The 12,939-nt window shown below is 43.2% G+C and carries 11 protein-coding genes; 5 read left to right on the forward strand and 6 right to left on the reverse strand.

Going from position 1 to position 12,939, the window contains the following annotated elements; genetic code table 11:
* Nucleotides 1-267 precede the first annotated feature (267 nt).
* Complete coding sequence (locus AB6E08_RS21035; RefSeq protein ID WP_372067437.1) at nucleotides 268-531, forward strand: hypothetical protein; 264 nt, start codon at nucleotides 268-270, stop codon at nucleotides 529-531.
* 171 nt (nucleotides 532-702) lie between these two features.
* Here the strand turns inward: AB6E08_RS21035 and AB6E08_RS21040 are convergent, their stop codons facing one another.
* The 3 genes from AB6E08_RS21040 to AB6E08_RS21050 form a co-directional block, all read right to left on the reverse strand.
* Complete coding sequence (locus AB6E08_RS21040) at nucleotides 703-1,905, reverse strand: tyrosine-type recombinase/integrase (protein ID WP_372067435.1); 1,203 nt, start codon at nucleotides 1,903-1,905, stop codon at nucleotides 703-705.
* A 216-nt stretch (nucleotides 1,906-2,121) separates the two neighbouring features.
* Nucleotides 2,122-3,768, reverse strand: a complete 1,647-nt coding sequence (gene groL / locus AB6E08_RS21045) for a chaperonin GroEL (protein WP_017079119.1) — start codon at nucleotides 3,766-3,768, stop codon at nucleotides 2,122-2,124.
* A 51-nt stretch (nucleotides 3,769-3,819) separates the two neighbouring features.
* Nucleotides 3,820-4,110 carry a co-chaperone GroES gene (locus AB6E08_RS21050; protein ID WP_004733324.1) on the reverse strand — a complete coding sequence of 97 codons (291 nt, stop codon included), beginning with the start codon at nucleotides 4,108-4,110 and terminating at the stop codon, nucleotides 3,820-3,822.
* Nucleotides 4,111-4,325: 215 nt separating this feature from the next.
* Between AB6E08_RS21050 and AB6E08_RS21055 the strand changes: the two genes are divergently transcribed.
* The gene (locus AB6E08_RS21055; RefSeq protein ID WP_372067430.1) at nucleotides 4,326-5,669 is read left to right on the forward strand and encodes an MATE family efflux transporter; all 1,344 of its coding nucleotides are present in this window, start codon (nucleotides 4,326-4,328) and stop codon (nucleotides 5,667-5,669) included.
* 80 nt (nucleotides 5,670-5,749) lie between these two features.
* Nucleotides 5,750-6,229 (forward strand): methylated-DNA--[protein]-cysteine S-methyltransferase, encoded by a 480-nt coding sequence (locus tag AB6E08_RS21060; protein ID WP_372067427.1) that lies wholly within the window; start codon nucleotides 5,750-5,752, stop codon nucleotides 6,227-6,229.
* Nucleotides 6,230-6,526: 297 nt separating this feature from the next.
* On the opposite strand, the gene gpmM is transcribed toward AB6E08_RS21060, so the two are convergent.
* The 3 genes from gpmM to AB6E08_RS21075 form a co-directional block, all read right to left on the reverse strand.
* Nucleotides 6,527-8,059, reverse strand: a complete 1,533-nt coding sequence (gene gpmM / locus AB6E08_RS21065) for a 2,3-bisphosphoglycerate-independent phosphoglycerate mutase (RefSeq protein ID WP_372067424.1) — start codon at nucleotides 8,057-8,059, stop codon at nucleotides 6,527-6,529.
* Between the two features lie 248 nt (nucleotides 8,060-8,307).
* The gene (locus AB6E08_RS21070; RefSeq protein ID WP_372067440.1) at nucleotides 8,308-8,856 is read right to left on the reverse strand and encodes a sugar transferase; all 549 of its coding nucleotides are present in this window, start codon (nucleotides 8,854-8,856) and stop codon (nucleotides 8,308-8,310) included.
* Nucleotides 8,857-8,967: 111 nt separating this feature from the next.
* Entirely contained in the window at nucleotides 8,968-9,912 is a 945-nt protein-coding gene (locus AB6E08_RS21075; RefSeq protein ID WP_372067421.1) for a UDP-glucose 4-epimerase family protein, read from the reverse strand.
* Nucleotides 9,913-10,081: 169 nt separating this feature from the next.
* On the opposite strand from AB6E08_RS21075, the gene AB6E08_RS21080 reads away from it, so the two are divergent.
* Together AB6E08_RS21080 and AB6E08_RS21085 are read left to right on the forward strand one after the other, a co-directional pair.
* Entirely contained in the window at nucleotides 10,082-11,959 is a 1,878-nt protein-coding gene (locus AB6E08_RS21080) for a polysaccharide biosynthesis protein (protein ID WP_372067417.1), read from the forward strand.
* 10 nt (nucleotides 11,960-11,969) lie between these two features.
* Entirely contained in the window at nucleotides 11,970-12,719 is a 750-nt protein-coding gene (locus AB6E08_RS21085) for a glycosyltransferase (RefSeq protein WP_372067414.1), read from the forward strand.
* Nucleotides 12,720-12,939: the final 220 nt, after the last annotated feature.

Genomic DNA, 12,939 nt, shown 5'->3' on the forward strand with positions numbered 1-12,939 from the left:
TTTGAAAAGCGAAATGTCGCTTAGCTAAGTGTCCAGTCTGACTGGAGCAGATCAATGAGAACGTCATTTGTTTTTTTGACTATTGGAATGCCAGTAATCACAAAAAAGTTGCGTTCATTGAAGAGCTTAAAAGGCTTTGGGAAAGTACGGTTCTGCCCGATGATTTGTCGTGGATAAACAAAGAAGACAAAGAAATAACTGACTGGTTTATCCGTTACATAAAAGACTCAGAGCTACCAACTCAATGGATACCAGAATTAAATTCGAGTGACGAACCCTATCATCGACTTCTACTGGTGCTTTGAAGATCCTCGTGCAAAAAAATACTTCATTGGTAAGCTGAAGAAAGCTTGGTATCAACAGAAACATCGCGCGAAAATGCAAAATGAAGCTCAGAAAGCATATAACTTTGTTATGGGTACAGAAATCGATGGTTTTCTCACAGCCCTAGCTCGTAAGGCAAAGATACCGAAAAATAGATTCTTAGAGCAGTTGATCACTAAAGAATACGAGAAAAAATTTACCGATTGAGTATGTTCAGATCGGGGAAGAAAGGTATTCAAATGAAAGGTTGGTGATACGCCAAGTCTTAGATATACTAACAATCCAACCTTCAAACGGACTTGGGGTGCTCTTAACCTTACAGTTTTCTATCTCAAGCTCAGCCCAACAAAGAAGCAACTCTAAGCTGGGCAATGACAGCTAACAATTTCTTGATAACTCGTCTAAGTAATCTGCCCACTCTTGCATTAGCTTTGTTCTTTCGGCTAAGTAAAGTGAACGATTGTAAGCTCTTGAAGTTGCGGAGCCTGTCAAGTGAGCTAGTTGAACCTCGATAACCTCTGAATTCCAACCTTTTTCATGTAAGATTGTGGAGGCACTACTCCTAAAGCCATGTGCTGACATTACATCTGCGGCATAGCCCAAGTCCCGCAAGCGATTGGTCAGGATATTCTTACTCATAGGCTTACTGCTATCTCTTTGATTTGGAAATACAAGCTCAGAGTAACCAGTGTACAACTTTACATCTTGTAATTGTTGGACAACTTGTTTTGACATCGGCACCAAGTGATCTCGACTGCGCTTCATCTCTTCCGCTGGAATCCTAATCAAGCACGCCTCAAAATCAATATACTCCCACTTCAAGTTTCTTATTTCCGTTGGCCTTAAAAAGACTCTAGGGATCAACTTGAGCGCCTCAACGCTGCAATAGTTACCAGTTGGTGTGGTATCAATATCCTTAATCAATTGACCAAGTTCACTAGGATTAATAATTGCTGCTCGATGTTGAACTTTGGGCAGGGGTTTTAATATATCACCAAGCGGTAAGCCCTGAGCGGGATTGCTTCGTGTTAGACGATGAGCTAATGCATATCCAAATACCCTATTAATAACAGCTAGTATATTCGGAGCTTTTTTTGGGGTACCAGCCGCCTCAATTGCCAACATGAGATCAGTAATATGTCTTGTATCAATCTCATCGAGATGCAGTTTACAAATACTTTTTGAGTCAATGATTATCCATCGCCTAACTCGGGCAGCATGATCTTCTGACCAAGAGTCCTTTTTTTGATCCCACCACTTCAGAGCTATCGTAGAAAACAGCTTATTTTTATCTTCCCCCTTGCTACGCTTCCTCTCCCTGCGTTCATCCATAGGATTAATGCCGTGAACCAAAGATGCCCTTGCTTCTTCTGCTAATTTCCGCGCCTCGCTAAGGGATACGGAGGGGTACTTTCCTAAAGCCATTTCTTGGTACTTCCCTGAATACCTAAAACGAAACCTCCAAAGCTTAGAGCCATTTATTTTTATAAGTAAAAACAAACCATTACCATCAGATTTCTTAATCTGAGATTTACCTACAGGGCATGAGAAATTCTTAACATCCAGTGCTTTAAGTGCCATTTTAAACTCCTAGGAGGGGTACCAAATGAGGGGTACCATTATATTACACCACTAATTTTACAGTTTCAAAAACTACGATACCCCTCATCAAACCCCTTAAACCCGCAGAAGTCATGAGCTTACATTGGATACTATAGGAACTCAGAACAAAAGAAAGCCCCGTAAACACTTGGCTTGCGGGGCTTTACTGGACTTTACTGGATTAAGGCAGGACGTTTACATCATGCCGCCCATACCACCCATACCGCCCATGCCACCCATATCAGGCATTGCAGGGCCAGAATCTTGTGGCTTGTCTGTGATCATCGCTTCTGTTGTGATCATAAGACCAGCAACCGATGCTGCGAACTGAAGTGCAGAACGCGTTACCTTAGTTGGATCTAGGATACCCATAGCAATCATGTCACCGTATTCGCCAGTAGCCGCGTTGTAACCGTAGTTACCTTCGCCAGCACGAACGTTGTTAGCAACAACAGATTCTTCATCACCAGCATTCGTCGTGATTTGACGGATAGGCGCTTCCATTGCACGTAGTGCAACGCGGATACCTACGTTTTGCTCTTCGTTGTCGCCTTCAAGGCCAGCAACTTTAGACGCAGCGCGGATAAGTGCAACACCACCACCAGCAACCACACCTTCTTCAACAGCAGCGCGAGTTGCGTGAAGTGCATCTTCTACGCGGTCTTTCTTCTCTTTCATCTCAACTTCAGTTGCAGCGCCAACTTTGATTACTGCAACACCGCCAGCTAGCTTAGCTACACGCTCTTGAAGCTTCTCTTTGTCGTAGTCAGACGTTGCATCTTCGATTTGTTGACGAATTTGAGAAACGCGACCTTTGATCATCTCTTCATTACCCGCACCATCGATGATGGTTGAGTTTTCTTTAGTGATCGTAATGCGCTTAGCTTGACCTAGGTCTTCTAGCGTTACTTTCTCAAGGTCTAGGCCGATCTCTTCAGAGATAACCGTGCCGCCCGTTAGGATAGCGATATCTTGCAGCATAGATTTACGACGGTCGCCGAAACCAGGTGCTTTAACAGCCGCTACTTTAACGATGCCACGCATGTTGTTCACAACAAGAGTTGCTAGCGCTTCGCCTTCTACATCTTCAGCGATGATAAGAAGTGGACGAGATGCCTTAGCAACCGCTTCTAGAGTCGGAAGAAGTTCACGGATGTTAGACACTTTCTTGTCGATAAGAAGAATGAACGGGCTATCTAGATCAACAGAACCGGCTTCTTGGTTGTTGATGAAGTAAGGAGATAGGTAACCGCGGTCGAACTGCATACCTTCAACTACGTCTAGCTCGTCTTGTAGAGCCTGACCTTCTTCAACTGTGATAACGCCATCACGACCTACTTTTTCCATCGCTTCAGCAATGATGTTACCTACTGTCGAATCAGAGTTCGCAGAGATAGTACCTACTTGCGCGATAGCTTTCGTGTCTGAACAAGGAACAGAAAGGTTCTTCAGCTCTTCAACAGCCGCGATAACCGCTTTGTCGATGCCGCGCTTAAGATCCATTGGGTTCATGCCAGCAGCAACCGCTTTTAGGCCTTCAGCGATAATAGACTGAGCCAATACTGTTGCTGTTGTTGTTCCGTCGCCCGCCGCGTCATTCGCTTGCGAAGCCACTTCTTTAACCATTTGTGCGCCCATGTTTTGGAACTTGTCTTCAAGTTCGATTTCACGTGCAACTGAAACACCATCTTTAGTGATAGTCGGTGCGCCAAATGATTTGTCTAGAACAACGTTACGGCCTTTAGGACCTAGCGTTACTTTTACTGCGTCAGCCAGAACGTTTACACCTTCTAGCATTTTAATACGTGCGTCGTTACCAAATTTAACGTCTTTAGCAGCCATCTTAATTTCCTTTAAAATTCTTTATTAAATCAGTTCAATGTGTGGCGCGGATTACTCAACGATCGCCATGATGTCGTTTTCAGACATGATCAGAACTTCTTTGCCGTCGATCTTTTCAGTTTTAGTGCCGTAGCCTTCAGAAAAGATAACAGTATCGCCAACTTTAACGTCCAATGGTTGTACTGAACCATTTTCTAAAATGCGGCCTTTGCCAACAGCTAGAATAGTGCCGCGCGTTGATTTTTCAGCGGCAGAACCAGTTAGAACGATGCCACCAGCAGATTTAGATTCAACTTCTTGGCGCTCAACGATAACTCGGTCGTGTAGAGGACGGATATTCATCGGTCGGATCTCCTGATAATTTCCATTTAATTTGATAGTTGCCACGATTGGCATGGGGTTAAAGAGTATGTTGGGGCGATGTGGAAGAACCCAAGGGGGGAAAGAAAAAATTGTGATCGAAAGAGCAGATTCTCACCCCTCATCTTTCCTTGCTTTTCGTTTACTCGTATCCCACATCTGTTTATCCTACGGTTTTAGTTCCAACGGCGTTTTACATGCAAGATAAGCATGGGCTTCTCACGGCCCCGATAGCACAGACTCTGCGCACCATGACCATACCGACTATCTTCGGCATGGTGGCGATCTTGATGTTTAACCTTGTCGATACTTTCTTTATCTCATTGCTCGGCACACAAGCACTCGCAGCGGTGAGCTTTACCTTCCCTATTACCTTTGCGATTAACTGCATCACCATGGGCATAGGCATTGGCTTGTCGACATGTATTGGAAGATTGCTTGGCCAAGGCTGCGCGCAAAATGCAGCTCGTTTTACCTGCCACGGTTTATTGCTTGCTGTGCTGCTTGTTGGTTTTGCATCAACACTAGGGCTTTTCACGCTAGAGCCTATGTTTACTCTGTTAGGTGCTGAACCTGAGTTACTGCCACTGATATCCGAATACATGTCGATCTGGTATTTAGCGATACCGCTGCTTGTTATTCCGATAGCAGGCAACAGTGCGATACGAGCGAGTGGCGACACCAAAACACCCGCTAAGATCATGATGCTAGCCGGCCTTATTAACGGTATTCTCGACCCGCTGCTGATCTTCGGTTACGGGCCTTTCCCTGAGCTAGGGATTCAAGGCGCAGCCATTGCTAGCGGATTCAGTTGGTTTGGTGCGTTGTGTGGCTCACTGTATGTATTAACCATACGAGAAAAGCTGCTTGCTCCGCCTAAACTAAAAAACACCATCGATGACTGGAAACAAATCTTAACCATCGGCACACCCGCTGCCCTTTCAAATGCCCTGAATCCGATTGCTGGCGCTATTATCATGATGATGTTAGCCAAACAAGGAACCGAAGCTATAGCTGCTTACGGTGCAGCCCAGCGTATTGAATCGATTTTGATCATCGTGTTGATGTCTTTAACCTCTGCCCTCACGCCTTTTATGGCGCAAAACTTTGGCGCTGATAATCCACAGCGTAGTTTCAAAGCTCTGTTCTTAAGCATGCGCTTTGCGGTGATGTTCCAAGGTTTGATTTTCTTAATGATGGTGCCGTTAAGCACTCCTTTGGCTGCTCTATTCTCTCAAGAAGAATCCGTACGAGGCACCTTGTGGCACTACCTGTTAGTTGTGCCGTTTAGCTATGGATTCCAAGGGATTGTAATGATGCTGATCAGCGCGATGAATGCTATGCATAAACCACTCAAAGCCTTCCAGTGGAGCTTCATGCGCCTATTTGTATTTACTCTTCCATTCGCTTGGATCGGCAGCCAAATCGATGGCGTCGAAGGGTTGTTTATTGGTTTAGCTTTAGGGAACATTGTCGGCGGTGTTTCGGGGTATTGCTTTGCACTTCGTATAAGGGGGAAAGCAGATGCGGGATGCGAGTAATCGAGATGCGAAAAGATTTAAGAGCAGATGAGAGATTCGAAGAGATTGTGAGCAAAAAAAACTAGAAGAAGGAAGATGACATGGAAGACACCACTTACAAAATGTTCTATGACGCACCGATTGGCAAGATGATCATTGTGAGTAATGGTGTGTCGCTTATTGAAATTGACCATATCAATACCGAACCAGAGCTTACAGAAAACCCCGACGAGTTATGCCTTAGAGTATCTCGCCAACTAGACGAATACTTTACAGGCCAACGCACCCATTTTGACTTACCTTTAGAACCCAAAGGCACCGATTTTCAGCTCAAAGCATGGACGGTTTTAACAACCATTCCTTATGGAGAAACCATCAGTTACGGTGAGCAAGCAAAGAGAATGGACAACCCAAAAGCCGTAAGGGCAGTCGGTGGTGCTAACGGCAAGAACCCATTTAGTATTGTTGTACCCTGCCATCGAGTGATTGGGGCGAACGGTACATTAACGGGTTACACTGGCGGCATGAGCCGCAAAGAGTGGTTGTTGGATTTCGAGCGTTCGGTTCTAAAAGCAAGATGAGAGTAAACGGGATGCGAGATACGAAAAGCATATAACTCGAATCACGAATCTGCCCCTTCTTATCATTACGTCATTCCCTACAGCGAGGCACGAGCGTGATAGGGAATCTCTCTTAATGTTGAACAGCAAATATGACAAGTAATACGAGGTATGAGATTCCAGATATTTCGTTCCTCAATTCTGGAATGACGGGATAAGAAGGTAACGAGTAAACGATAATCTATTCCTCAAACTCCAGATACAAAAAAACGGCTACACTCGCGTGCAGCCGTTCTAGTATTCGATGAAAGTTAAAAGTTACTTAACTAAAATATCACCTGACATCTCAGCCGGGATTGCGATACCAGATAGAGAAAGCATCGTTGGTGCTAAGTCAGATAGCTTACCGCCTTCTTTGAACTCAACATATTTGCTGCCCACGTAGATAAGTGGCACTGGTAGGTTAGTGTGTGCAGTGTGGATGCCGCCCGTTTCTGGGTTTACCATCATTTCCGCGTTACCGTGGTCAGCGGTGATAAGCAGTTGGCCATCGGCTTCTTTGATTGCTTCAACCACTTTGCCAAGACATTCGTCTAGCGACTCTACCGCTTTAACCGCTGCATCGTAAACGCCAGTGTGGCCAACCATGTCACAGTTAGGGAAGTTACACACGATAGCGTCGTATTTGCCGCCTTTGATTGCTGCAACTAGCTTTTCAGTAAGTTCTGGTGCGCTCATTTCTGGCTGTAGATCGTAAGTCGCGACTTTTGGAGAAGCAACAAGTTGACGCTCTTCGCCTTCAAACTCGTCTTCTTTACCGCCGTTGAAGAAGAACGTCACGTGCGCGTATTTCTCTGTTTCAGAGATACGTAGCTGCGTTTTGCCTTCTTTCGATAGCCATTCACCGTAGGTGTTCTCTAGAGAAGCCGGTGGGAATGCACATAGAAGTGGGATGTCTGCTGCGTATTGAGTCAGCATCACGAAATCGATCGCTGGGAATACGTTACGAGCAAAACCATCGAAATCAGGAACGAATGCACGTGTGATTTCACGAGCACGGTCAGCACGGTAGTTCATGAAGATAACTGCATCGCCATCAACGATAGCTGCAGACTCTTCGCCTTCCGCTTTAATTTCAGTCGCTTTAACGAACTCATCGTTTTCGTCACGAGCATAAGCCGCTTCTAGGCCAGCTACTGCAGTATCGAATGTGAACTCTGCTTTTGCTTGAGTCAGCAGGTCGTAAGATTCTTGAACGCGATCCCAGTTGTTATCACGGTCCATTGCGTAGTAACGACCAATAAGCGAAGCAACACGACCTTTACCTAGCTTAGCGAATAGCTCTTGGAAACGTGCAAGTGTGTTTTCTGCGCTACGTGGCGGTGTATCACGACCGTCTAGGAATGCGTGTAGATAGATTTTCTCTGCGCCACGCTCTGCTGCCATTTCAACAGCTGCGTAGATGTGATCTTCATGAGAGTGAACGCCACCTGGAGACATAAGGCCCATGATGTGCACTGCTTTATCAGCTTTCACTGCTTTATCAACCGCATTCACTAGCGCTTCAGTTTGGCCGAACTCGCCATCTGAAATTGACTTAGTAATACGAGTAAGATCTTGGTATACCACGCGACCCGCACCGATGTTGGTGTGACCCACTTCAGAGTTACCCATTTGGCCATCAGGTAGGCCTACATCTAAGCCAGAAGCCGAGATTAGCGTGTTAGGTTGGTTAGCAATAAGACCATCTAATACAGGTGTATTAGCGTTCGCGATAGCGTTGTCTTGGTTGTCTTCACGGTAACCGTAACCGTCAAGGATCACTAGAGCCATTGGCTTCTTAGCTGACATAGGACTGACCTCGTTCAATTCAAAATAAATCGGTATAAAAACAAATTAGCGTAATTTTACTACAGTTTACAGTCAAAACTGTAGTGGAAGATCAAGAAACGTCGCAGGTAGGATGATCGGATATGAAAAAAAACGTCACTTAGTGAATAAAGTCAGCGACATGATATCGCTGATAACTTACAGGTGCAGTGCAATTAAGGCACGAATCTAGATTACCAATAGGGTGAAACCACACCACAGGAGATACGTCACACCCTATCTCCTGCACCTTTACCTAATACCGTCTGAATAATATATTGGAAGTACAATTTAGTATTCAGCGTGTCAAGCATACGCTGATCCCAATCTGCCAAGATTTTGGGGGTCGACATGTCGATATCATTGATTTGAGCTAATCCAGTAACACCAGGTCTAACTGCTAGTACGCCTCTCGACTCTCTCTCATCGATCAGTTCTTGCTGGTTGAACAAACATGGTCTTGGGCCGACTAAACTCATTTCACCTTTCAGTACATTATACAGCTGAGGAAGTTCATCAAGCTTAGTTTTACGCAGGAATGCTCCGAGCTTAGTCACCGAGCTAGCTCCAACTATGTGAGTGGCAACAGATTTTGTTTCAACTGCCATAGTACGGAACTTCACCAAGGTAAAAGGCTTTTTGTTACGACCTACACGCGTTTGAAAAAAGACAGGCGACCCTGTATCAAAGTAACCAAGGATACAAATAAGGAGAAATACTGGCCACAGGAACAACAGACCAAAGAGAGCAAAAAAGAAATCCAATAAACGAATCAAAATATAAGTCCTATTAAATTTGAATTAAAAACTGGGGCGATATAAGTACTACTAATTAATCAAAAACACCTGAAGAACTTATGGATAAGAAAGTAACAATCTATCTAAAAAACATCAATACGACTTCAAGTACGCTTCTACTGTTCTTTTGATTCCTTGCTTAAAGGTCACGGGAGGTGTCCACCCCAGAATTTCCTTCGTCATACAAATATCAACTTGGAGGTTGCCACATACTCTTTGTGCGACTTGTTGTTTTTTTAACACTGAAGCACTCAGCTCTATCCAAGAGATAGGAATGGGTATAAGCCTCGGTGTTTTTCCCATAGATAGAGCAATTGTTCGCATTAATTGAGTTGTCGATACATCATGGTCATCAGAAGCCAAAAATGTATGCCCTGGAGCCAAAGGGTGTTCACAGCACAACAGTATCAAACTGGATAGATTATCCAGATACACCAAGCTTCGACGGTTCTTTATGGCACCAAACGGTAATGGAATACCCTTGTCAATCAAACGCATCATGGATAAGAAATTCGCTTTTACACCTGGTCCATAAACCAAGGGAGGCCTAATGATAACCACTTCTAACCCTGTCTCTTTAGAAAGCTTAGCTAACTCAACTTCGGCTTCATACTTGCTCAAACCATAAGAGTCTTGTGGTGTGCAATTTAAAACAGGCTCAAAGGGCGAGTTTAGCTCACTAAACTCACCGTTCACTTTAATAGAGCTAACAAAAACGAACCTTTTGACCCCAGCATCAGCTGCTTGTCTCGCTAAGGTTACCGTACCTAGAGTATTTGTTTCTCGATAAGCCTCTAAAGCGTCCTGTTCACTTTCATTCATTTGATGCACTCGAGCAGCACAATGAACAACGCAATCGACACCGTCGAATGCACCAGACCAATCAGTTGCAGCATCGATAGAAGAAACAACAAAACGATACGGCTCTTGCTTAACAGCCTTACGCACAACAGAAACCACTTCCCACACGACCTTCTCTGCCAGTTCAACAACCCGAGAACCAACAAAGCCACTGCTACCGGTAACCAAAATTTTCATAATGAAAAAGCCTAAAGATCGAACAAATAACAAACAGAATTAACAGTAAAACTAGTGAGTGACGCAGAACCATCAATTACATCTAGCTTACCGCACTTAAGAACATTAAAATACAACCTAAAAACTATAACTATCAAACCAAACGCCCAGTGGCACGCTAAGGAACATAATGATCAGACCAATACATACATTGCTAAATGCCAAACGCAAGAACAAGCGTTTCATCAGTATTGGCTACGATATTTTTGCTATCGTTATTTCACTCTATTTAGCTATTGCTTTAAGGCTTGGAAATGCATTTTTTTCAGTCGAAATAGAAGAGCTAATAACACTCTTTGTTACTGTATCTATCACAATTTATAGCTTCGTTAAATTAGGGATGTACCGAGCAGTCTTGCGCTATATGATGCTACCTGCCGTTGGCAATATTTTCTTTGGTGTTATAATTTCGACTTTAGCATTAATAATGAGTGGTTTCTTTTCCCACTCATTTATCCCTCGAAGTGTTCCCTTTATATACGCAGGCTTGGCAACCCTGACGTTAGGTGGCCCCAGAATACTAATCCGTTCTATTTATTATCACTGGTATAAGCGCCAAAAACCCAATGTTTTTATTTATGGTGCCGGAGCTACTGGCCGTGACTTAACGTATGCTCTCATTCAGGGGGACGAGTACAACCCCGTAGTTTTACTTGATGATGACTCAACAAAATCAGGTCAGATTTTGTTTGGTCTAAAGGTCCACCATCCAAGTGAATTTGAACATCTTCAATCACTTTACCAACCCGTAAAGCTTCTTTTAGCAATTAATGGCATTAATAAAGGTGAGCGTTTAAGATTGGTTGAAAAATTGTCACACTGGCCAATCGCAGTACAATCTGTACCATCAGTGGAAGATATAGCAGCGGGTAAAGCAACAGCAACTGACGTGAAAGATCTTGATGTTGCAGATCTACTTGGAAGAGCCGCTGTTGACCCGGACAAAGAACTTTTAGCACAAAACATTTTTAATAAGAATGTGATGGTTACTGGCGCCGGAGGATCTATCGGCTCTGAATTATGTCGTCAGATAATGTCACAGAAACCAAAAACACTTGTGCTGTTTGAGCTAAATGAGTACAACCTTTACAAAATCGACCAAGAACTAAATTCGACCAAAATAAACTTAAAAAGCGAAACTCGAATCGTCGCCGCCCTTGGATCCGTTCAGAGACAAAACCGCTTAGAAAAGCTTATGAATGCTCATGAAGTTGAAACTGTTTATCATGCGGCAGCTTATAAACACGTCCCTTTAGTTGAAGACAATATTGTTGAAGGCGTACGTAACAATGTTTTTGGTACACTGGCTTGCGCAGAAGCTTCAATCCAAACAGGGGTAAAAAACTTCACTCTCATCTCAACAGATAAAGCAGTAAGACCAACTAATGTGATGGGCGCAACCAAGCGCATGGCTGAGTTGGTTCTACAAGCATTGGCCGATAAGCAAAACACCACCAATTTCACAATGGTACGCTTTGGTAATGTCCTAGGGTCTTCAGGTTCGGTTGTTCCATTATTTAAAAAGCAAATAAAATGTGGCGGCCCCGTAACTGTCACTCACCCTGATATCATTCGTTATTTTATGCTGATACCAGAAGCGGCACAATTAGTCATCCAAGCGGGTGCTATGGGTCACAACGGCCAAGTTTTTGTGCTTGATATGGGGGAGCCAGTCAAAATACTCGACCTAGCAAAACGCATGATCAATTTGATGGGTATGCAAGAGAATATTGAAGGGGAACCTCAAGAAGGCGATATTTCTATAAAGTTCACAGGACTACGCCCGGGAGAAAAGCTCTATGAGGAGCTTTTGATTGGAGATAATGTGGAAGGCAGCGGACATCAAAAAATTATGACCGCTAGAGAGCAAATGTTGAGTTGGAGTGAAATGCACCCCTTGTTGAACAAACTTGATGTGTGTTGCCATGACTTCGATGAAGAATGTATTATGAAAGTTTTGTTAACGGCTCATACTGGGTACAAAAAAACAAACAGAAAATTAGGTTAAAGTGGGCACTATGAAAATTTTTATCGCTATAGTAAATCACAATCATGACAAAATGATCATTGCTAACCCAACGTTAGATTCACTTACTGAAAACTTCCCTATTGCGATCAAATCAAATACGCCAGCATCCCAAGAGCTCAGCGATTACTGTTCAAAAAAAAATATAACCTTAATTCAAGGATATGAAAAGAAGGGGTTTGGTGCAAATAATAATGAATTGTTTTTTCACTTCAAAGAACAACAAAAAATGCACCACAACGACTACTTTCTCGTCTTGAATCCAGACGTAGAGATTCAATCAGAAAAGATACAGTACTTATTAAATTCCGCTAGGACATACAAAGCAGATATATCTACTATCAACCTGTTTACCGATAAAAATTACAGTAAACCTGATAACTCAATTCGTCACTACCCTAGACTTCTTTCACCATTAAAGTCTTTACTTGGTTTAAGGCGTAGTGATATTTATGATAAGAGCCTTATAACACAAGCAACTAAAATCGAGTGGGCTGCTGGTTCATTCTTGTTATTCAAAGCAAGTTGTTTTGAGGCCCTGAACGGGTTTGATCAACGATATTTCATGTATTTTGAAGATGTTGACATATGTACTAGAGCAAATAACAAAAACTTTAGCATTTACTATTTCCCAGAAATAAAGGCAATTCACTATACGTCCCACCAAAATAAAAATTTATTTTCTAGACATTTCCTTTGGTATTGGAAAAGCTCCTTATATTACCACCTATCCACAAAATAGATAAATGTGGGTGTAGTTGCACAGTGAATTAATTTGGCCACCTGTTGTGTACGAGGTGTTAGAGTGCACCTCGTACACAACAGGTGGAACTATGGCAAAGCGTACGAGAAGAACTTTAGTCCAGAATTCAAACTTGAAGCATCCTAGCTAGCTGCTAGCCAAAGTTGGGCTTTGTTGCGTAATTAAATTTAAAGATAGAACAACCCCGTTTCGCGTATTT

It is taken from the genome of Vibrio sp. 10N.247.310.24 (assembly GCF_041467175.1).
Classification (GTDB): domain Bacteria; phylum Pseudomonadota; class Gammaproteobacteria; order Enterobacterales; family Vibrionaceae; genus Vibrio; species Vibrio tasmaniensis_A.

Coding starts and splice junctions, on each gene's coding strand:
- AB6E08_RS21040 (WP_372067435.1), bottom strand. CDS start 1,905: ATGGCACTTAAAGCACTGGATGTTAAGAATTTCTCATGCCCTGTAGGT.
- groL (WP_017079119.1), bottom strand. CDS start 3,768: ATGGCTGCTAAAGACGTTAAATTTGGTAACGACGCACGTATTAAAATG.
- AB6E08_RS21050 (WP_004733324.1), bottom strand. CDS start 4,110: ATGAATATCCGTCCTCTACACGACCGAGTTATCGTTGAGCGCCAAGAA.
- AB6E08_RS21055 (WP_372067430.1), top strand. CDS start 4,326: ATGCAAGATAAGCATGGGCTTCTCACGGCCCCGATAGCACAGACTCTG.
- AB6E08_RS21060 (WP_372067427.1), top strand. CDS start 5,750: ATGGAAGACACCACTTACAAAATGTTCTATGACGCACCGATTGGCAAG.
- gpmM (WP_372067424.1), bottom strand. CDS start 8,059: ATGTCAGCTAAGAAGCCAATGGCTCTAGTGATCCTTGACGGTTACGGT.
- AB6E08_RS21075 (WP_372067421.1), bottom strand. CDS start 9,912: ATGAAAATTTTGGTTACCGGTAGCAGTGGCTTTGTTGGTTCTCGGGTT.
- AB6E08_RS21080 (WP_372067417.1), top strand. CDS start 10,082: ATGATCAGACCAATACATACATTGCTAAATGCCAAACGCAAGAACAAG.
- AB6E08_RS21085 (WP_372067414.1), top strand. CDS start 11,970: ATGAAAATTTTTATCGCTATAGTAAATCACAATCATGACAAAATGATC.